This window comes from Actinoallomurus sp. NPDC052308 (assembly GCF_040679195.1).
GTDB lineage: Bacteria > Actinomycetota > Actinomycetes > Streptosporangiales > Streptosporangiaceae > Actinoallomurus > Actinoallomurus liliacearum.
Window position 1 is genome coordinate 147,726 of sequence record NZ_JBFAUM010000009.1, and the last position, 20,226, is coordinate 167,951.

The following is a 20,226-nucleotide window of genomic DNA, read 5'->3' on the forward strand; positions in this document are numbered from 1 at the left end:
GCTCTCAGAGAGAGACGTTGGCCCTGTTTGCCACACCAGTCAAGAGAGTCAGGATGTAACATTTCGGTAACAGCACCGCCGTCCGACCACCCGGCCCACCGGGCATATGCGCTGGCCAGGCGATTTGTTGTCCGCCCCACCATTGGGCCGGTGAAACTTCGGCGAAATCCTCCCGACGCCGGGACGTAACCGAGGCCCGGTGTCCGCGCGGTTCCCGGGACCGGGAGAATGGAAGGCGTAGCAGGCGAGAGCGGCCCGTGACGAGGCGGGAGGCGACTCCACAATGATCATCGAGCTCGCTGACGCCGACACCCGTAAGATCCAGGCCACGCTGACGACCACCCGGCACCGGATGGGCGGGGCGGCCACCGGCAAGGTGCTGACCCTCGTCATCGTGACGGATGAGGCGGCGCAGTACGACGCGGTGCGCGCGTCGACCCAGGCGGCCCGGGAGAACCCCTGCCGGATCCTGGGCGTCATCCCGCGCCGCACCGCGGAGGAGGCCCGGCTCGACGCCGAGGTGCGCCTGGGCGAGACCGGCCCCGGGGAGACCGTGCTGCTGCGGTTGTACGGCGAGGTCGCCCAGCACGCCGACTCCGTGGTGCTGCCCTTGCTGGTGCCCGACGCGCCGGTCGTGATCTGGTGGCCGGGCACCGCGCCCGAACGGCCGAGCAGCGACCCGCTCGGAGCGATGGCGCAGCGCCGGGTCACCGACGCCACCGGCGCCGCGGACCCGCTCGACGCACTCCGGCGGCTCGCGGCGGCCTACTCCCCCGGCGACACCGACCTGTGCTGGACGCGCATCACACCGTGGCGGTCGCTGCTGGCGGCCATCCTCGACGGGGCGCCGGACACCGCCATCACCGCGGCCGAGGTCGAGGCCGAGCCCGGCAACCCGAGCGCCGAACTGCTCGGCGGCTGGCTCGCCGCCCGGCTGTCCGTGCCCTGTGAGGTGTGCTCCACCTACGGGCCCGGCATCACCGCCGTACGACTGTCCACCAGGTCCGGTCAGATCGCGGTGACCCGCCCGGACGGCAGGATCGCGATCCTGTCCCGGCCCGACCAGCCGGACCGTCAGGTCGCCCTGCACCGGCGGCCGACGGCGGAGCTCATCGCCGAGGAACTCCGCCACCTCGACCCGGACAAGGTCTTCAAGGAGGCGGTCACCCGGTACGCGAAAGGTACCCGCGGCCCCGACCGCATGATCTTCTGACGGGCGCCTTTCAGCGCAGCTCCGACACCCCGGCGATGAGGCGGTCCACGTCGGAACGGTCGTTGTAGTGGACGAGCCCGGCACGTACGGCGCCGCCATGGTCGCGGATGCCCAGGGCGGCCGTGACCTCCCACGCGTAGTTGTGCCCGTTCCAGACGTTGATCCTCCGCGCGGCAAGGTGTTCGGCCACGTAGCGTGGCGTGTACCCCTGAACGGTGAAGTACACGGTGGCGGTACGGCGCCGCGGGCCGCCCAGGAGGCGGACGTGCGGCTGGGCGGCGAGGCCGTCGAGCAGGCGGGCGAGCCCGGCCTGTTCGTGCCGTTCGACCGACGCCATCGACGCGAGCAGCCGCTGCCGCCGATCACCGGTGGCCTCCGCGTCGAGTCCGGCGAGGTGGTCGACGGCGGCGCTGACGCCCGCCAGGTCGGCGAAGGCCGCCGTACCGGTCTCGAACCGTGCCGGGACGGCGTCCGATGAGGAGGCCAGCTTGTCCGGACGGACGGTCTCCAGGAGGTCCGGCGCCGCGACGGCCGCCCCGACGTGCGGGCCGGACCACTTGTAGGCGCTGGTGGCGTAGAAGTCCGCGCCGAGGGCGGCCACGTCGACCGGCGTGTGCGGGGTGGCGTGCACTCCGTCGACGTAGGTCAGCGCGCCGGCCTCGTGCGCCCGCTTGGTGATCGCCGCGACGTCGGGCATGGTGCCGAGCACGTTGCTCGCGGCGGTCACCGCCACCAGCCGGGTCCGCTCGCCGAGCAGGGCGTCGTACTGCTCGGCCGGCAACTCGCCCGAGGGGAGATCGACCTCGGCCCACCGCACCGTCGCTCCGGCGCGTTCGGCCGCCTGCACCCACGGCCGGACGTTGGCGTCGTGGTCCAGGCGGGAGACGACGATCTCGTCGCCCGGACGCCAGGCGCGCGCCAGCGCGGCGGCGAACCGGTAGGTCAGCGTCGTCATGTTCGGTCCGAGGACGACACCGCGCGGGTCGCCGCCGACCAGGTCGGCGACGGCCTGGCGGGCGCCCGCGACGATCGCGTCGGATCGTTCGCTCGCCGGGAAGGCGCCCCCGACGTTGCCGATCCCGGCCCGGTACGCCGCCGCGATGGCCTCGATCACCGCCTCCGGGACCTGCGTCCCGGCGGCGCCGTCGAGGTAGGCGTAGCCGTCCCGCAGCGCGGGATACGCCGCGCGGACCGACCTGACGTCCAGGGCCATGGGTGCTCCATCCGTTTCGCCCGGCGTTGACGCCATCAGCCTCTCGCGTCCGCGATCCGCCCCGGAAGAGCCGTTCGGAACCTTTTGCGGCGTTTCGACGGTGCCCGCCGGATCGTTACGGCGTTCAGGCGAGGCCCGCCGGATCGGCGGGCCTCGCCCTGGCGGCGCCTAGCTCAGCGCGAACTTCTGCGCGGCGGAGCCGTTGCAGTCATAGATCTGCAACCGCGTGCCGTTCGCCGTGGATCCGCTCGGCGAGTCGAGACAGCGCCCGGACTGCGGGTTGCGCAGCGAACCATCGGCCTGCTGCTGCCAGACCTGACCGCCCACGCCGTTGCAGTCCCACAGTTCCACCTGCGTGCCGTTCGCGGTTCCGTTGCCGTTGATGTCCAGGCACCGGCCGAGGGTGCGCAGGGCACCGCTGGACAGGTGAACCCAGTGCTGGTCCCCGGCGTACGACTGGCAGTCCCAGATGTTCACCGCGGTGCCGTTCGCGCCGGAGTCATCGCCGAGAACGTCGGCGCACTTGCCGCCCGGACCGACGATCGCACCGCCGCCGTTCACCGCGAACTTCTGCGCGGCGGAGCCGTTGCAGTCATAGATCTGCAACCGCGTGCCGTTCGCCGTGGATCCGCTCGGCGAGTCCAGGCAGCGTCCGGACTGCGGGTTGCGCAGCGAACCATCGGCCTGCTGCAGCCAGACCTGGGCGCCGTCTCCGTTGCAGTCCCACAGCTCCACCTGCACGCCGTTCGCGGTGCCGTTGCCGGTGACGTCCAGGCAGCGGCCGAGGGTGCGCAGCGAGTTGTCCGCGAAGTGCTCCCAGTGCTGGTCCTCGGCGTACGACTGGCAGTCCCAGAGGTCGACCCCGGAACCGTTCGCCCCGGTGTCGTCGGCGATGACGTCGACGCACTTGCCGCCCGGACCGGTGATCGTGCCCTGCGGACCGTTCGGCACGTTCGTCTGGCCGGAGTAGCCGACCGAGACGATGTTCGCCTGCACCGCGTTGTCGGCGGCGTCGGTCGGGTAGCCCGAGGTCATCACGCCTTCGAAGAACGTGCCCATGTTCCAGTTGCTGTTGTCCCCGCCGGTGCCCAGGATGATCGAGCCCTCCTGGTGCATCGGGATGTAGCCGCCGCGGTTCGGCAGCGCGCCGTTCCACCACGTCGACAGGCCGCCGGACTGCGCGTTGCCGCCCTTCAGGGCGTACGTCGTCTGACCGTTGTTCTTCAGCAGCGCGGTCACATAGGTGCTGTTGTTGCCGAGATTCGCGGTGTTGGAGCCGTTGGCGCCCTGGAACATCCCGTTCTCCAGGTCCGCCTCCACCCACGGGCCCGAGCCCGTGCACGGCGTGAAGTAACAGGTCGTCGCGATGCTGACGGCGTCCATGTGACCGTTGCCGGTGTCGGAGGGGACCGCTTCGGCGTTGCCGTAGTCGAAGCAGCACGCGGATCCGACATGCGTGCCGCTGGCGACCATGTACATCCCCTCGGGCTGCCCGTTCTGCGCGACACCGGACCCGACGGCGTGCCGGTAGCCGTGCTGCGGGGAGATCCAGACGCCGTACACCTTGTGGCCACCGGCGGTGACCGCGATCTCGCTCGCGTCGGCGGGTGAGTCGGCGCCGGTGCCGGCCGTGCCCGCCGGGGAGGGCGTCAGGTCGTTGTGCCGCGACGTCTGGTCGTAGATCTTCGTGATGCTGCACGTCGTACCGTTGCAGAACGCGTCATGATCGGCCGCGTCCGCGTAGCCGCCCGCCGACAGCACGCCCACGTCGTGCGTGGCGTGGTCGGAGGCGCGGGTCACCTGGTAAAGCGGGCCCGAATACCCGCCGAACAGGGCGCGCACGGTGCTGTGCGCGGCGACGCAGGGCGTGCCGGCGGCGCCGTAGATGTCGCACGGCAGGGAGGTGGCGGCCCGCGCCGTACCGGTCAGGCCGGACAGGCCGAGGATGAGGACGATGATCGTGCCGATGGATGGCAGGACGCGTCTGCCCAGGGCGGGGCGGTGTCTGCGCATAGCGGACGGCTCCAGGGGCGAAGGAGAGCGAATCGTCTGCGGTGCCGGCGCGGCAGACTCGATGGCGGGGACATCTAGATGTTGACGTGACAGTAAGCAGTCTGGTCGATCGCGTCAATACATTGGCGACCTTGTTGGAATAAGCCGATCGTGGTGTTGAAATCCGTTGATTTCACGCCCATTCGAACGGGGCGCCGACCTCCCGGCGCGGTCGAGGAAGGCGGGGATGAGCGGGGCCGCTCTCGGGCCGGAGATAGGTCATGACTATCGCCCGGCGGCGCAGAACCGCGCGGGTCTCGCAGAGGACGAGGGCACAGGCGGCGCCTGTGCCCTCGAATCGCAGGGGATCGGATACCGCTTCGGGACTCCCCTGGTCACTCGGTCTCGGTCGCGTTTCCTAGTCCTCCAGGCCCTGGCCCTGAGACTGGGACTGCTCCTGCGACTGGGACTGGGTCATGCCGCGCTCACGCGGAATCTCCTCTCGGCCGCGCTCCTCCGGGCCGAGGCGTCCCCTCTCGGTGATGCCGCGCTCGCGCGGGATCTCCAGTCGGCCGCGCTCTTCCAGGCCGCCCCGCGCCTGCTGGCTCTGGGACTGGGCCTGCCGCTGGGACTGGGTCATGCCGCGCTCCTCCAGGCCGCCCCGCGCCCGCTGGCTCTGGGACTGGGCCTGCCGCTGAGACTGGGTCATGCCGCGCTCACGCGGAATCTCCAGCCGGCCGCGCTCCTCCGGCCCGAGGCGTCCCCTCTCGGTGATGCCGCGCTCGCGCGGGAACTCCGGCCGACCGCGCTCCTCGCCGCCGGTGGTCGCGCGGACCCGGCCGGTGGTCGCGGACACGCCGCCGCGCTCGCGGGGGAACTCCCTGACGGTCCCGCGCTCACGCGGGAACTCTCTGGTGACGCCGCGTTCACGCGGGAATTCCCGGCCGCGCAGGCGTTCCTCCCTGCGCATCGCGCGTTCCCGGCGCATCTCGCGTTCCCGGCGCATCTGGCGTTCCCTGCGCATGCGCTCGCGGCTCCGCCGGTCATCCTGACCGGGCAGGACGGAGCTGAGGTCCCCCGCCGTGGCGGACGTGACCTGCCCGCCGGCCGGGGTCGTCGTAGGCGTCTGGGCGTGTGCAGGCGAGGCCAGGAGGAGACCACTCGCCACTGCCGCGGCCGCCAGGCCGCAAACGGACGCTTTCCTCGACACAGTCGCGCCTCCTTTGGATCGGAATGGCATAGAGCCCGAAACACGACAGCCCTGGATTGACTAACTCGGGGCAGTCGTAATTGCCATCATCCCTCTCTAATCAGCGCATAACACTATTAATAGGTAATATGTGGCTAAACTAGCCTCCTATAGGCTCGTTCTATCGGTCCGCCCCGCCACGCCGCGGGGCGCGATCGACGAGCGCCCTACGGCAGGTCGCCGCCGACGTCGACGAGGCGATCGGAGGGGCCGCCGGCGGCCCGGCGTACGAGTTCGGCGAAGTTGGCCGCGAGGCGTTTCGCGTTCCGCGCCGACTGCGGCTCGGCCTTCTCGGCCTCGGCGCGGAGCGCCCGGAGGTCGAGTCCGGCATCGGCGAGGGCCGCTTCGTCCCAGTGATCGAGGCGATCGGCGCCGGCCTCAGGGTGGAACTGCACGCCCCAGGCCCGCTCCCCCACCCGGAACGCCTGCACCGGACAGGCTTCGCTCTCGGCGAGCCGTACGACGCCCGGGGGCAGCTCGGTGATCTGGTCCCGGTGGTTCTGGATGACACGGATCTCGCGAGGCAGCCCGGCGAACAGGACGTCGGTCTCCGCCTCAGGGCGCAGCGAGACGGCACATGACCCGCGCTCCGGCCGGCCGTGGTCGCCGCGCACCGTGCCTCCGGTCACCGCGGCCAGCACCTGGGCGCCCAGGCAGATGCCCAGCAGCGGCACGCCGTCGGCCACCGCGCGCCGGGTGAGCGCACGCTCCACCGGCAGCCAGGGGGCGTGCCGGTCGTCGTCGGGCAGGAAGCCGCCTCCGAGCAGCACGACCGCGTCGAATCCCTCCGGCGTGGCCGGGGTCTCGGCGCCGGGGACCACCACGACCTGGAGCCCCATCTCCTCCCACCATCCGGGGAGCCGGCCGGGTCCGCTGCGCTCCGCGTTCTGGATGACGAGCACGCGGGGGGATCGCTGGGGAGTCACCGGCGCACTCTATCGACGTCGCATCCTCGCTCGGCCCGCTGTGACCGGGAGAGACGCGAGATCTCGCCAATTCGACCACGCCAGTTGGGGTACTTTTCCACTTTTTCTAGGGTAGTGGCGCAAGTTATCTACTACCAGTGGGCACTTCGCGCCCGAAAGGAGCCATCCCGCCCGCCCCCGATCCGCGGTCCCCCCGCCACCGCTACCGACAGCGCGAGCGTCCCCCGCGGAGTACACGGAAAGTCCCCAGGCCCCTCCTTGGAGGATCACGTGTCACCACTCAAGCGCTCCCCCCGTACGGCGCGTGCGTCGCGTCTCACGGCGCTCTCCGCCGCCGTCGCCCTCTGCGGCGCGCTCTTCACCGGAGTCCAGGCCGCCTCCGCCGCCCCCAACCCCGTCACCCACCCGGAACGCGACTGGCTGGGCTCCCAGATCGCCAAGCACGAGCCCGGCTCGGGTCAGGCGGTCCTCCAGCCCAACGTCGCCCAGACGCCGGGCCTGGACGTGAGCGGCTGGCAGGGCAACGTCAACTGGTCCACCGTCGCCGCCAACGGCGCGAAGTTCGCCTACGTCAAGGCGACCGAGTCGACGACGTACACCAATCCGTACTTCAGCCAGCAGTACACCGGCGCGTACTACGCGGGAATCGTGCACGGCGCCTACCACTTCGCGACGCCGAACACCTCCTCCGGCGCCGCCCAGGCCGACTACTTCGTCGCCCACGGCGGCGGCTGGTCCAAGGACGGCATGACGTTCCCCGGCATGCTCGACATGGAGTGGAACCCCTACGGCGCGGCCTGCTACGGGCTGTCGGCGTCCGGGATGGTCAACTGGATCCTCTCCTTCAGCAACGAGTACCACGCCAAGACCAGCCGCTGGCCGGTCATCTACACGGCGACGAGCTGGTGGAGCCAGTGCACCGGGAACACCGGCGACTTCTCCTCCACCAACCCGCTGATGCTCGCCAACTACAACGGGTCCCCGGGCCCGATGCCGTACAACTGGGGCTACCAGACCATCTGGCAGTTCGCGGACAGCGGCACCTTCCCCGGCGACCAGGACTACTTCAACGGCGACATCACGCGCGTCAAGGCCCTCGCCAACGGCTGAGCGGCCCGCACCGGCCGGGCGCGTCCGCGGGCGCGCCCGGCCGTCACGCGAGACCCGGCGCGCGGACATGAGATGCACGACCACTCCATGACCAGGCGCGGCGCGTTGCTCACCGGAGCCGGCGCGGCCTTCGCCACCCTCGGTATGGCCGGCACCGCCCGCGCGGCGGGCCGGAGCGTACGCCCCGCGGCGACCCTGACACCGGAGCAGCAGGCCGGGCAGCGGGTCATCTACTCCTACTCCGGCACGACCGTGCCGCAGTCCCTGCTGGACGCCATCGCCGCGGGCAAGGCGGCGGGCGTCATCTTCTTCGGCGACAACATCTCGAGCCTGAGCCAGATCGCCGCGGTCTGCGCCGACCTCCAGGAGGCCGGCCGGTCCAGCCCGGTCACCGCGCCGCTGCTGCTGATGACCGACCAGGAGGGCGGCCAGGTACGCCGGCTGCCAGGCGGCCCGACGATGTCGGAGAAACAGATCGGCCAGTCCGCCGACCCGGTGGCGGCCGCCACCGACGCCGGAGACCAGGCCGGCCGGCTCCTCGCGAGCGTGGGCATGAACGTCAACCTCGCCCCGGTGCTGGACGTGTACCGCACCGCCGGCGACTTCGAGGACCAGTACGGCCGGTCCTACAGCAAGGACCCGACGGTCTGCGGCCAGTGCGGCAGCGCGTTCATCCGGGCCCAGCAGGCGACCGGCGTCGCGGCGACCGCCAAGCACTTCCCCGGACTGGGCGCCGCGAGCAAGACGCAGAACACCGACAACGCGCCGGTCACCCTGAACGTCTCGGCGTCGAACCTGCGGTCCATCGACGAGGCGCCGTACGTCCCGGCGATCAGCGCCGGCGTCGACCTCGTGATGCTGTCGTGGGCGATCTACCCGGCGCTGGACGCCCAACTGCCGGCCGGCCTGTCGCCGACCATCGTGCAGAACGAACTGCGCGGCCGGCTCGGCTTCACCGGCGTGACGATCACGGACGCGCTCGTCGCCGGCGCCCTGAAGAACTTCGGCACCACGGCGCAGCGGGCGGTCTCGGCCGCGAAGGCCGGCATGGACCTCCTGCTCGTCTGCGGGGAGGACCCGAGCTACGCCCAGAGCGCGGTCACCGGTCTCGCCAACGCCCTGCGCGGCGGGCAGCTCGGCCAGAGCGCGTTCGACGCCGCCCGTACCCGCGTCACGAACCTGCGGAACAGCCTGGCCTGACCCGGTGGAGCGGGGCGCCGCGCCGGGCGCCCCGCCGTCCGTCACCCGGTCGGCGCGGTGTGGATCGAGACGGGTCCACCGCGCACACCGCATACAGGCTCAACGGTCCAGGGGGTGTCCGGTGGATCACGCGCTGGTCGATCGGTGACGGCGAGGAGTGCGTGCGGCGCCGGTCGGGCAAGAACGGTCCATCCGCCGGGCCGGGCGTCGTTTCCCGTGGTGTCTACTCAGGGGAGACGAATTCTCCGCTGAGTAAACGCCGGTGAAAGACGTGTGCGACCTGGGTGTGCGACCTGCGGAGATCGTCCGTCATCTTCTCGGAATGGTCGTGCGGGGTCGTACCGAATGCTCGGCAAAGAGCCGACCCGTGGTGCTGGCATGCGGGCTTTGCCATCGTTCTGAACCACGGTCGCCCTCTATGACGGCGTAGCCACCGTCGCTGTAGCAGCAGACCGCGATGGTCTGTAGCTTGGCCCAGACCTTCGCCCAGTTGATCTTCTCCTCGACCGTTCCGACGGCTTTGACGGCGTTGGTGACCAGTTCGGATGTGATGATGCCGGCCGTCGCGATCAGATGTCCGTGGTCGTACAGGTTGAGCCGCTGAGCGACATGCTCGCGGGCGAGGCGGGTTGCGCTGGGCAGCGCGGTGGGTGAGATGCAGTTGGGGTTCTCGCCGATCTGAGGGACTGCCATGACCCTAGGCCTTTCCGGGGGATGGGTACGGAACCGGCGTTAACCATGCGGCTCTGCGCGGTGAAGCCCCTCTTCGATTGGGAAGACGCCCGCGAGCCCCTCGGCGAGCCGGACCTGAGCGTCCAGGACTGGTTCGGATCGACCGAGGACATCGCGACGCTCGTGCTGCTGCCGACCGCGGAGCCGTGGGCGGTCTATGCCTATGTCGACGCCCTCTACGACGCCTGCGACTACGGCCAGGACCTGCTGGTCGCGGCGGCCCGCCGGTGGGTACGAACGCTACGGCGCGGAACCGGTCGCCGCGTTGGAGGTGATGGCCTGGCTCACGGTCGCCCGGCCGCCCACCGTGCCGGACGACTCGTGGCGTCTGGCGTTCGAGCACTACCTGCTCGCCGAGAGCACGTTCAGCACCCCCGCCGTCTCGCTGCGCGAGCACGCCCGCCTGCTGCTCGGCCTGGACCGGTGGGTCCTGTTCTCCCGACCGTAGCGGCGGTGACGGTCGGTCAGGGGCCGATGAGGGAGTGGGCGAGGCCGCGGACGCTGGTCAGCGGGTCGTGGAAGTCGAAGCCGAACTGCGCTCGCCGCCGGCCGCCCATGTAGGTCAGGTCGGCCCATACGGTCACCACCCCGCCACCCGCTTGGTCGAGGGTGCCGTCGAAGCCGGCGGCCTGCACGCTGAGCAGGGCGCCGAGGCCGTCGCGGGTGATGTAGTCGGCGACGGCGATGGCCGGACCGACCGCGGCCCGCGCCGCCGTGAGCGCCTGCTGCGCCACGCTGAGGCTCGCCGTGGCGGACATCTGGGCGGCGAGCACACCGGCGATACGAGGGTCGGCGTCCACCGGGAACCGCGGGATGAGCGCCTGGGCGGCCGCCAGGGCGCCCTGTGCGAGGGACAGGCTGCCGTACGCGGTCCCCTGTGCGGTGATCAGACCGGCCACGCGCGGGTCGGCGTCCACCGGTACGGAGGGGATGGCCGCCTGCGCCACGCTCAGGGCCTTCCGTGCGCCTTCGAGCGTCGCCGTGGCCGTGCCGAGCGCGGCGTAGAGGCCGCTCATCTTGGTGGAGAACGGGATGGCCTGGGTCGTCTGGGAGTCCTTCCAGGGCACGTCGATCTTGGGCAGGCCGTAGTACCACTTCTTGGTGCTGTCGATCTGAGCGTTGATGCTGTTGACCGCCCGCTGGTCGTTGTCGAGGTCCGTCTGTGAGGAGCGCAGTACCGCCTGCGCGGTGTTGCGTTCGGCCTGCACCGTGGCACGCGCCTGGGCCAGCTTCTGGTCGACCTGGTTCAGCTGCTGCTGAGCGGCCGTCACCCGTGCCTGGGCGACGGCCAGGTTCTGCTGGTCCCGGTCGCGCTCGGCCTGGACGGTGCTCCGCAGGTCGGCCAGCTGACGGTCGAGCCCGTCGACCTGGCGCTGAGCCTGGTCGACCGCGTCCGAGGCGCCGGCGATCGAGCGGGTCGCGTCGTCGGCGGCGGCCTTCAGGGCGTCGGCGGCCTGCTGCTGGACGTAGCTCAGGAAGTCGGCCTCCAGCGTCGCCACGACGGTGATCGCGGCGCTGTTCGCCAGGTCGGCCCCTGATACGCGAACCTCGGCCTCGAACGCGCCGAACAGCTTGCCGGTCACCGTGACGCTGAAACCGTCTCCGTCGATGGTGACGGTCGCCTCGGCCTGGATGTCCAGCAGCGTGATCGAGCCGGCGAGCAGCACGTTGGGGACCCCTCCGCCGTCGATCGCCAGGGCGGCCGTCGGCCCCGCCTGGCCGGTGGATCCGCCGATGCGGAAGCCCTCGGTGATCTCGATCGGCGACATCTCGGCCCGGAACTCCACCGCCGTGCCGGTTCGCCGCGCCGTGAACGCGGCGGTCTGGCCCAGCCAGGTGCCGGAGAGCGTGACGCCGGTGTGCGAGAGCTCGAAGTTCGCGCTCGCCAGGACGAAGGCCGGCCCGAGGCCGGCGGTCACGCCTCCGGCGCAGGAGAACTCTCGGTCGCTCATCCAGCCGGTGAGCCAGCCGGTGACGCGGAGCCCCGGCGCGTCGGGGAACAGGTCGAGCTCACCGGAGATGGCGAATCGGTCTCCGGTGACGCTCAGGGTTCCGGCGAGGACCTGGTCGCCGGCGAGCGTGAGCCTGCTGTGCCCGGACAGCGAGAAGACCTCCTGCGCCTGAGGATCGATCACGACCGTCCCGTCGAGTTCGACGCCGATGAGGTCGGTGATGTCGCCGGCCACCCGAAGGCCGGTCGCGAACCCGATCGGTGTGGCCGCCAGGCCGAACCAGACCTCGACGGCGGCGACGTCCCGGAACCGCCAGTCCCCCTTGAGCAGGGCGATCAGACCGCGCTCGTTCGCGGTCGCCGGTACGACCCGCAGGATCGCCTCCGTGTCATCACCGGAGATCGTCAGTCGATCGTGGGCGACCTGCCGGAACTCGTCCGGAGTGGTGATGAGCCAACCGACGTCGAGAGTCATCGGGGCGAACGCCACATGAACGGAGCCCACCCGGTCGTCCAGGGGCACGGCCTGGATGATCTCGTCGGTGTCGCCGGCCTTGAGGAAGTTGAGGGTGCGGGCGACGGAGGCGTAGACGTTCACGGTGGCGAGGTCCTGGTCGGAGCCGAGCGTGCCGCCGCCCATGTAGGCCGGGAGATGGATGGCGTTCGGACCGATGGTGAAGGACAGGTCGGCCCCGGGAGGCGCGGACGGGTCGAGCAGGGCGTGCGGGTCGGTGAAGAACGCCGCGAACTGTGCGAAGAGCCGGCGCAGGAAGTCGACGTCGAGCGTCGGCCTGGGGAATCTCCAGTGCGACCGCAACCCGACGCCTTCCAGCCCCAGCCGCTCGTACGCGAGTTCGTCGTAGAACAGGGGAACGACGATGGGGATGCCGGTCTCGTAGACGGCGATGATCGACAGGTTGCGGATGTCGATCCGGCTGATCAGGTTCCGCGAGTCGGGCAGCATCGGCAGCCCGTCCGGCGGAAGCAGCAGCACCGCGGCCAGCGTGGCCAGGTCGAACTGCTCGATGGTGCAGTCGAGGTCGAGGCAGAGCAGCACGCCGCCGAACAACTCCCCCACCGCCACCTCGCGGAGTTCGAGCCCGACGAGTTGCGGACCGAGAGGGCCGACGCTCGGCAGCAGCAGCCGGATCGGCGTGCCGCCCTCCACCGCCAGCCGTCCGCGTACGCCTCCGGTCGGGGTGATCGTGAAGTCGAAGGTGAAGCCGTCGGGCACCTTGACGTTCAGGTACGCCAAAAGTGCCGACGGCAGCCGGTCGACGTGCTCCTCGACGGTCCGCAGCACCTGGGTGAAGGAGTCGGGCAGGTGCAACGCGTCGATCAGGCCCTGGATGTTCAGCCCGGTCTTCGGGTCGTAGACCTCCAGGTCGTTGAGCGGGACCGAACTCGGCAGGACGTCGGCCAGTTCCCGTAGGCCGGCGCCGGACAGCAGCGTCCGCAGCGGCGTGAGCGGGAGCGCGAGCGGCCGCGTCGTACGGAAGCCGCCGTTCGCGCGGAACGCGGTGCCGTCGTAGCCGAACTCGGGCACCTGGAGTTCGAAGGCGCCGTACGCGCCGAGGTCGACGACCGCCCAGGTGTGCTGCTGGCGGGTCTGGAAGGTGACCGCCCGGATCGGTGAGGTCAGCAGGGCGACCGACAGTCCCTCGGCGCTGCCGACGGAGAGCCGGAACCGGGTGACGCTGCCGGGGTCGTCCGCCAGGTAGGTACGGAAGATCTCGACGCTGGGGCTGCCGTCCGGCCGGGTGCCGAACATCTCGTTCAGGCCGGCGGGCAGGCCGACGCCGAAGTCCGCCGAGAGCCGGAACTCCCCGCCGACCGTCAGGGCGAAGTCGGACGCGTCCAGCAGCGCGGTGCCCATCGGGATCGTGACCGTGCCGGCCTGCGCGTCGGGGATCTCGATCTCGATAGGTGCGATGACGCGGTCGATCGCCAGCCGTACCTGGCCGCCGCCGGCCGAGAACCGGCCGGTGATCCGCTCGGCCAGCGCGTGCTGGACGGCGGCCGGCAGGCCGCTGAACGCGACGGTGACGGTGGCGTCGAGCGACCATGCGCCCGCCGAACGCGAGATCGCCAGCGGTCCGAGGGCGAGCGTCGTCGCCAGTGAGGTCCCCGGCACCGGCCAGGGGACGCGGACGGTGGCCTGCCCCGGCTGAAAGGCGAGACCGAACCCGTCGGTCCTGCGTTCGAGCGACAGTGTGCCGTCCAGGGCGTCATCGGGCAGCGCGTCGATGCGCAGGCCGCCGCTCACCTGGACCTGCCAGGTGTACGGGCTGGAGGTGTTCAGTCTCACGCTGCCGGGTCCGTCCGCCCGGCTGATGTCGATCGTGACCTGGCGGTAGTCGAGCGTGGCGATGCCGGCGAGCGCGAACGGCGGAGCGGCCGGATCGCGGGTCGCCTCGAGGTGGACGGTGCGCGCGCCGCCCTGCTGCCGTACGCTCGCCGCGAGTTCGACCTCCCCGTCGAGGACCTGGGCGGTGATGCTTCCCGACAGCGACCAGGTGTCCGGCGGCGTCAGCCGGTAGTCGAAAGCCAGGCGCTCGAACGTCAGGCCGTCCACGACCGTGGCCGGCCCCTGCCCGCGCAGCGACAGCGAGCAGCCGATCCCGGCCGGCCCCTTGTCGATGGCGAGGTCGAGCGTGTCGACCTGGAGGTCGTCGGCGCCGAACGGCAGCCGCCATCTGGCGGTGGCCTGGCCGGTGACGCTGAACACGCCGGTGTGCGGCGTGACGTCGAACGTCGCGTGCTCGATCCGCAGATCGGGGACCTCGTCCGGCAGGGAGACACCGGCGACGGCACCCGCCAGCGCGGCGAGAGAGACGTCGCCGACGCTGCCGCTCACGCGGACGACGTCGCCGACCGTGACGGTGACGGAGGCCGTCGCACCGGCCACCTCGGCCGTGCCCGTCATGGTGGCGTCCCACTGCGGCCGGTCGCCGCCGGAGTAGGACAGGGCCATCGTGAGCCGGCTGATCGTGAGATCCGTCTGGCCGAGCGGCAGTGACCAGGGACCGAGTGTCGCGTTCAGGCTCAGCGCCCGTGCCGTGGGCTGCACGCTCAGCACGCAGTCGGACAGCACGAGGTCGGGCACGTCCTGCGTGTCGGGAAGGAACTGCCGGGCGAGATCCTGGAGCCGGATCGTCTGTCCCCGTTCGAGCCCCGCGGTGACGCGGAGGCCCGGCAGGTCGGCGACCACGCTCAGCCCGACCCCGCCGACGTCGACCGTGCCGTACAGGGTGCAGCCGACGGCCCGGCGTCCGCTGTCGAACGGCGCGGTCACCAGCCACCGCACGGCGACGCCGCGGACGTCGAACGTTCCCGGGATCACCGGCCATTCGTCGCCCACCCCGAGGGTGACCCGCACGTAGTCCACGGTTCGCGTGGCGAGGGAGACGCCGATCCCGACCTCCCGCAGGGTGATGCCGCCCGGTGCGGCCAAGGGGCCGGGCAGGACCGCGGCCAGGTCCTGGCCGCCGACCAGGTCCGCGAGTTCCGCCAGGCCTGGCAGACCGACGCCCTCGAAGTCCCCGGAGAGCGCCCATACGTCGTCGGTGCCGCCGATCCTGACCTCCGAGACCAACCGGAGGGATGCCGCGCCGACGGTGACCACGGCACTGAGCCGTACGGTCGCGGTGCCGCCGGCGGCCGTGAGCCCGCTGCACAGCTCGACGGCGACCTCGGTGAGGCCGACCGACCCGGACTCGACGCCGAGCGCGAGCGGAGCGCGCAGGCAGAAGTCCGTCGCGGCTCCAGGCCCCCGGACGAGCCCGCCCAGCCGGGCGGTGTCCGCGTCGGTGAGCGCGCCGATCCTGGCGAGCGGTCCCGACAGCCGTACGGAGCCCCGGAAGTTCAGCCCCCGCTCGATCACTCCGTCCTGCGGATCCGTGACCTCCTCCGTCGAGAGGATCAGGGACGCCTCGGACAGGTCCAGGTCGTCCAGGTACGTGGTGCGGTATCCGCCGGTCATACTGCCGAAGTCGAGGTAGTCCGGCAGGTCCGGAAAACTCTGGGAGAACCGCCACGTCACCGGCAGCCGGACGGCGACCAGCAGCCGCAGGCCGCCGGCCGTCTCCGCGACGGTCGCGGCGACCGCCGCGTCTCGCAGGCCGAGCAGCGAGGACGTCCCGGCGACCTCCACCGAGTGATCGGTCACGGTCAGCTCCGCCCCTGCGACCTCGACCGAGGTGAGCCCGGCGGTGGCGGTGAGCAGATCGCTCAGGCCGGCCAGGCCGAGCAGGGACTCATCGAGGACGACCGTGCCCTGTGCGGCCTGTTTGCGGAGGCTGTCCGCCACGTCCTGGAGCGTCATGTCCGCGCCTCTCTCTGATCGGCCGTACGGTCAGAACGTCGTCCGCGAGTCCGGATCCTGGTCGTCGTAGGCCTGCTGGCTGAAGGGGATCGTGACGGCCACCGGCAGGGCGAACCGTTTGATCGACGACCTGAGAGAGACGCCGTTCGGCCGGGCGTCCCAATCGGTGTCCCAGATGCCGAGCGCCTTGTTGATGTCGAGCAGCGCGGTGCGTTCGTTCTCGTAGAAGTCCATCAAGTCGCCATCCTGCGGCAGCGGGATGCCGCAGTAGCGGGCCCACAGGTCCCGCCGCAGACGCTGCGCGAACGTCACGTCGGTGGCGTCGACCACCCCGACCGACAGTTCGATGTCCGTGTACAGGCTGCGGCGCATGCAATTGGCCGAACCGACCGCGCACCACACGTCGTCCACGATCGTGACCTTGCTGTGCACCACCACCCCCGGCCAGCCGTAGCAGGCGACGCCAACGGGAAGTCCCAAGCCGGTGCGGTCGAGCCCCACATCGTCCTTGACCAGGTGGTTGTTGATCGCCTCTGCGAACAGGCCCGACGGGGGATCGGCCGGGTCGGCGCCGTACAGCAGGATCACCCTGAGGCTCGGCCGCTTCCGCAGTCGCGCGTTGAGCCAGTCCATGATCTCCTGGCTCTGGAACGCCTGGTCCGCGATGAAGACGTAGCGTTCGGCATTCTCGATCGCCTTCTTGAGCGCTACCTTGAATTCGAAGATGCCGGCGGTGGCGAACGACAGGGGTGGCCTTTTGAATCCGCCCAGGTTCGCCAACAACCAGCGCAGCACCCGGTTGTCCGCCAGCTGCGGCGGCCCGGCCGTGGAGAAGTTCATCTGCGGCACGGTACGGAGGACCTGGACGTACTGGTCGGCGTTGGAGATCGGCCGCACGGCCGATCGATCGTCGATCGTCTGGGCGGACGGCGGATTCGACTTGATCTCGGCACCGTTGAGGTAGAAGGTCTCAGCGGATCTCTTGCACTGCTCGTTCCACAACTGCTGGAAGAACGCGTAGATCGCGGCGGCGGCGGATCCCTGCACCCGTACGGCGACGTCATGCCAGCCGTCCGTGTCGGTGACCGGATCGAGGCGATTCTGGACAGGGTCGAATCCCCCGGTGTACGCACGCATGGCATCGCGGTCGCCGCAGATGACGAGCTTGAGGTGGGCGCCGCCGAACGGGTGCGCCAGCGTGTTGAGCAGGACACGGCCGGCGAGCGTCCCGGAGGCACGGCGGAGCGAGTCCACGCTGAGGATCGTCTGCAGGTTCAAATCCGGGATCGCGTCGGTCCTGTCGGCCACCGGCTTGTATTTCGGCGCGAACGGGGAGGTCCACGCGAGTACCCGTACATCCACTCCGGCGGCGGAGAGGTCGACCAGCCGGGAATGCAGTGTCTTACCGCTCTTCGGCAGCGTGAACTCGGGGAGGTTGACGTACCTCGACCACTCGTTCGGGATGTTCAGATTCTTGGGGAGAGCGTCCGCGAGGCCGCCGATCTTGACATCGACATTTCCCACGGACACGAGCCCGAGCCACCATGCCGACAGGTAGAAGTACTTGCCGGGCACACTACTCGCCAGGAAGGCGTCGATCTCATCGTCGATCGCACCGAAATAGGCCTTGCCATCGATGAACGCCTCGACCCGGTTGCCCCGCAGATCGTCGATGCTCTGCTGAGCCGGCGGAGTCTCCCCCTTCGGCCGAACGCCGGGATCGGTGTTACGGGCGAGATACGTGTCGATGAGATCGTCGATGTTTCGCGGCATGGCGGCCTCCGCACGGAAACCTACGCCCGCAGCCGACCGGCCAGTAGCGCGTCGCCCTGGCCGCTATCGGACGTATGGCACACCTCCAGGCGATCGCCGAGATCGAGGCACTGTCGGCGACCCACGTCTTCCTCGTTTCCGACCCTCCACCACGTCGCCGCCGACGGCCGGGCGACCGTCACGACGCGGCTTCAGAGGCCGGAGGTTCCCAAGATGGTCGCTATGAAGCTGATCACATAGCTCGGCTGCGCGCATCCGCGAGCCCGGCGCTCTGCCAGATTTGGCGGTGGTAACGGACTGTCTAGAAAGGGAGTTCAGTGGGGGAGAAAAACCGGTACTGGAAGCTCGTGCGGCGCCCGGTCGGTGATGACTACGCATCCGCGCTGGACCTCGTGGAGGACGAGCTTCCGGATCTCGCCGACGGGGACGTGCTGATCCGGAACGCGTACTTCTCGCTCGACGCCGGCACCCGGATGTGGATGACCGCGCGCGAGGACTCCTACTCGCCGCCGACGCCGCTGGGCTCCCCGGTGATCGGCATGGTGCTGGGTGAGGTCGTCGCCTCGCGCCATCCGGACTTCCGCGAGGGCGACCTGGCGCGCGCCTACGGACAGTGGTCGGACTTCTCGGTGTCCCGGCCCGATGAGACCTATGTCGAACGGGTGAGCCGGCGCCTTGACGACCTTCGCCAGCACCTGGCCGTCTTCGGACCCAACGGCTGGACCGGCTACCTCGGCGTGGCCGAGTACGGCGCCGCCAAGGCGGGCGAGACGTTCGTCGTGTCGGCGGCCTCCGGCGTCACGGGCGCGCTCGCGGGGCAGGTCGCCGCGCAGCTCGGCTGCCGGGTCATCGGAATCACGGGGTCGGCCGAGAAGTCCGCGTGGATCACTGAGGAACTCGGTTTCGACGCCGCGATCAATCGCCAGGACGGTGACGTCGCGGAGCAGTTGCGCTCCCTGTGCCCCGACGGGATCGACCTCTACTTCGACAATGTCGGTGGCGCGATCCTGGACGCGGCCCTCGAGAACATGGCGCTCTTCGGGCGCGTCGCGATCTGCGGGCTGCTCGTCAACTACGGCGAGGACGGACCGGTGCCGGGCCCGTACAAGTTCGATCAGGTGCTGATGAAGCGGCTGACCTTCACCGGCTTCTTCTCCCCGGACTTCTATCACCGCGGCCCGGACGTCAACCGGATCATGCGGCCCTGGTACGACGCGGGCAGGCTGCGGATGGCGTTCGACGTGACGGACGGCCTGGAGAACACCCTGACCGCCTATGGCAAGCTCTTCTCCGGGGGGAAGATCGGCAAATCACTCGTCCGGCTCGCCGACCTGACCGACTGAGGAACGGCCGGAGGACCTCGATCTTCCCGGACAGCGCACGGCCCCGCCGTCCGGTTCTCACTGAGGGGGCGTTCCGGAAGCCGGCCACCACCACCAGACCAGTGGGGCGTACAGGACCGCCCAGCCGGCCAGAGTCGTCGCGCGGGCGAGTGCGGCGCGGGCGGCGGTGACCTCCGTGCGGGCCGTCTCCGGCAGGTGCAGCCACAGGTTGGGCCACACCGTCGGAAGGTCCAGGTTCAGGTCGCGTCTCAACCGGGTGGCGGCGGCGTTGACGCGGTCGCCGCTCCAGGTGGGCCGGTCGGGTCGTTCCAGGCCGATGCGGGTCCAGGCCTGGTAGGCGGCGTGCCGGTCGGCGGGGTCCAGGCGGGTGCCGGTCTGTTTGAGAGCCTGCTCGGCCTCGGCGTAGAGCCGGTGGTAGCGGGCGTGCTCGGCGTCCCACCGGGCGCGTCGGCGCTCGACCCGCCGCTGGGCCAGGAGGCGTAGCGGCCGGGGCCAGGTGCGCCAGTCGGCGGCAAGGGCCAGGCGTTCGGCCGCCGATCCGAGGCCCTGGGCGGCGAGTCCGACCCCGGCGGCGCCGGCCAGCGCGGCGGCCAGCAGGACCAGCTGACCGCCGGTGGTGACGGCGCTCGGAGCCTTGGCCCAGGCGGTGACGCGGCCGGTGAGCCGATGAACGTCCAGGGCGTGGCGGTGGCCGAGGGTTCGGGCGACGATGAAGACGGCGAGGTACAGGGCACCGGGCAACACCAGCAGCGACAGCCACCGTTCGGCGAGTTTCTTGCCGAGCTCACCCAGGAACCCGCCCACCTCTACAGCTCTTCTCGACGCAGCGGACGGCCGGTGATGGTGCAGGTGAGCGGGAAGACGGTGGTGTTGTCGGGTCGGCGGCCCGAGCAGCGGAGAAGCGGGCACAGGTAGACCGGCTCGAACGGCGCGCGCTGGTCGATCCCGGTCGCGTTCACCGCACGCCAGGACCGTACGTGCCCCCACACGCCCAACGGGTCGCCGGCGGCCAACAGGGTGGTGTGCAGGGTCTCGAGCGGGCCGGTCAGGTCCCGCCCGTCGCGTGCCGCCGCCAGCAGATCGTCCAGCGGCGATGGTCCATGACCGTCGGCGAGGATGGCGCGCAGGGAGTCCACCTGCCCGCACACGTACGCTAACGCGTCGGCGGCCGGCCGTGTCTCCTCGGTCATCGTTCGCCCG

At 70.7% G+C, this 20,226-nt stretch carries 14 protein-coding genes; 5 read left to right on the forward strand and 9 right to left on the reverse strand.

From position 1 onward, the window contains the following. Positions 1 to 283: 283 nt before the first annotated feature. Entirely contained in the window at positions 284 to 1,213 is a 930-nt protein-coding gene (locus AB0L00_RS23185) for a glucose-6-phosphate dehydrogenase assembly protein OpcA (protein WP_364437690.1), read from the forward strand. A gap of 10 nt (positions 1,214 to 1,223) precedes the next feature. On the opposite strand, the gene AB0L00_RS23190 is transcribed toward AB0L00_RS23185, so the two are convergent. The 4 genes from AB0L00_RS23190 to AB0L00_RS23205 form a co-directional block, all read right to left on the reverse strand. Continuing rightward, on the reverse strand, positions 1,224 to 2,426 hold the full coding sequence (locus AB0L00_RS23190) for a cysteine desulfurase-like protein (protein ID WP_364437693.1): 1,203 nt from the start codon (positions 2,424 to 2,426) through the stop codon (positions 1,224 to 1,226). 168 nt (positions 2,427 to 2,594) lie between these two features. Next, the gene (locus AB0L00_RS23195) at positions 2,595 to 4,439 is read right to left on the reverse strand and encodes an arabinofuranosidase catalytic domain-containing protein (protein ID WP_364437696.1); all 1,845 of its coding nucleotides are present in this window, start codon (positions 4,437 to 4,439) and stop codon (positions 2,595 to 2,597) included. Between the two features lie 397 nt (positions 4,440 to 4,836). Continuing rightward, entirely contained in the window at positions 4,837 to 5,628 is a 792-nt protein-coding gene (locus tag AB0L00_RS23200) for a hypothetical protein (RefSeq protein ID WP_364437699.1), read from the reverse strand. A gap of 206 nt (positions 5,629 to 5,834) precedes the next feature. After that, positions 5,835 to 6,593 carry a type 1 glutamine amidotransferase gene (locus AB0L00_RS23205; RefSeq protein ID WP_364437702.1) on the reverse strand — a complete coding sequence of 253 codons (759 nt, stop codon included), beginning with the start codon at positions 6,591 to 6,593 and terminating at the stop codon, positions 5,835 to 5,837. A gap of 270 nt (positions 6,594 to 6,863) precedes the next feature. On the opposite strand from AB0L00_RS23205, the gene AB0L00_RS23210 reads away from it, so the two are divergent. Continuing rightward, positions 6,864 to 7,703: a lysozyme gene (locus AB0L00_RS23210; protein ID WP_364437705.1), complete on the forward strand. Its 840-nt coding sequence runs from the start codon at positions 6,864 to 6,866 to the stop codon at positions 7,701 to 7,703. A gap of 72 nt (positions 7,704 to 7,775) precedes the next feature. Further along, entirely contained in the window at positions 7,776 to 8,903 is a 1,128-nt protein-coding gene (locus AB0L00_RS23215) for a glycoside hydrolase family 3 N-terminal domain-containing protein (protein ID WP_364437707.1), read from the forward strand. Positions 8,904 to 9,212: 309 nt separating this feature from the next. Here the strand turns inward: AB0L00_RS23215 and AB0L00_RS23220 are convergent, their stop codons facing one another. Beyond that, the gene (locus AB0L00_RS23220; RefSeq protein WP_364437710.1) at positions 9,213 to 9,596 is read right to left on the reverse strand and encodes a hypothetical protein; all 384 of its coding nucleotides are present in this window, start codon (positions 9,594 to 9,596) and stop codon (positions 9,213 to 9,215) included. Positions 9,597 to 9,798: 202 nt separating this feature from the next. Here AB0L00_RS23220 and AB0L00_RS23225 point away from each other — a divergent pair, with 202 nt between their 5' ends. After that, positions 9,799 to 10,083 carry a DUF4253 domain-containing protein gene (locus AB0L00_RS23225; protein WP_364437713.1) on the forward strand — a complete coding sequence of 95 codons (285 nt, stop codon included), beginning with the start codon at positions 9,799 to 9,801 and terminating at the stop codon, positions 10,081 to 10,083. Positions 10,084 to 10,099: 16 nt separating this feature from the next. Here AB0L00_RS23225 and AB0L00_RS23230 read toward each other — a convergent pair whose 3' ends face one another. Then, positions 10,100 to 15,910, reverse strand: coding sequence for a hypothetical protein (locus AB0L00_RS23230; RefSeq protein ID WP_364437715.1), 5,811 nt, complete (start codon positions 15,908 to 15,910; stop codon positions 10,100 to 10,102). A gap of 30 nt (positions 15,911 to 15,940) precedes the next feature. Then, positions 15,941 to 17,683 carry a phospholipase D family protein gene (locus tag AB0L00_RS23235; RefSeq protein ID WP_364437717.1) on the reverse strand — a complete coding sequence of 581 codons (1,743 nt, stop codon included), beginning with the start codon at positions 17,681 to 17,683 and terminating at the stop codon, positions 15,941 to 15,943. A 317-nt stretch (positions 17,684 to 18,000) separates the two neighbouring features. Here AB0L00_RS23235 and AB0L00_RS23240 point away from each other — a divergent pair, with 317 nt between their 5' ends. Further along, positions 18,001 to 19,026, forward strand: coding sequence for an NADP-dependent oxidoreductase (locus AB0L00_RS23240; protein ID WP_364437720.1), 1,026 nt, complete (start codon positions 18,001 to 18,003; stop codon positions 19,024 to 19,026). Positions 19,027 to 19,083: 57 nt separating this feature from the next. Here AB0L00_RS23240 and AB0L00_RS23245 read toward each other — a convergent pair whose 3' ends face one another. Both AB0L00_RS23245 and AB0L00_RS23250 read right to left on the reverse strand, forming a co-directional pair. Then, positions 19,084 to 19,830, reverse strand: a complete 747-nt coding sequence (locus tag AB0L00_RS23245) for a hypothetical protein (RefSeq protein ID WP_364437723.1) — start codon at positions 19,828 to 19,830, stop codon at positions 19,084 to 19,086. A gap of 2 nt (positions 19,831 to 19,832) precedes the next feature. Continuing rightward, positions 19,833 to 20,216, reverse strand: coding sequence for a hypothetical protein (locus tag AB0L00_RS23250; RefSeq protein WP_364437726.1), 384 nt, complete (start codon positions 20,214 to 20,216; stop codon positions 19,833 to 19,835). Positions 20,217 to 20,226 lie beyond the last annotated feature (10 nt).

Excerpts from the sequence above, each read along its gene's own strand:
- AB0L00_RS23215 (WP_364437707.1), top strand. The coding sequence starts at position 7,776 with ATGCACGACCACTCCATGACCAGGCGCGGCGCGTTGCTCACCGGAGCC.
- AB0L00_RS23185 (WP_364437690.1), top strand. The coding sequence starts at position 284 with ATGATCATCGAGCTCGCTGACGCCGACACCCGTAAGATCCAGGCCACG.
- AB0L00_RS23250 (WP_364437726.1), bottom strand. The coding sequence starts at position 20,216 with ATGACCGAGGAGACACGGCCGGCCGCCGACGCGTTAGCGTACGTGTGC.
- AB0L00_RS23230 (WP_364437715.1), bottom strand. The coding sequence starts at position 15,910 with ATGACGCTCCAGGACGTGGCGGACAGCCTCCGCAAACAGGCCGCACAG.
- AB0L00_RS23195 (WP_364437696.1), bottom strand. The coding sequence starts at position 4,439 with ATGCGCAGACACCGCCCCGCCCTGGGCAGACGCGTCCTGCCATCCATC.
- AB0L00_RS23190 (WP_364437693.1), bottom strand. The coding sequence starts at position 2,426 with ATGGCCCTGGACGTCAGGTCGGTCCGCGCGGCGTATCCCGCGCTGCGG.
- AB0L00_RS23225 (WP_364437713.1), top strand. The coding sequence starts at position 9,799 with ATGTCGACGCCCTCTACGACGCCTGCGACTACGGCCAGGACCTGCTGG.
- AB0L00_RS23220 (WP_364437710.1), bottom strand. The coding sequence starts at position 9,596 with ATGGCAGTCCCTCAGATCGGCGAGAACCCCAACTGCATCTCACCCACC.
- AB0L00_RS23235 (WP_364437717.1), bottom strand. The coding sequence starts at position 17,683 with ATGCCGCGAAACATCGACGATCTCATCGACACGTATCTCGCCCGTAAC.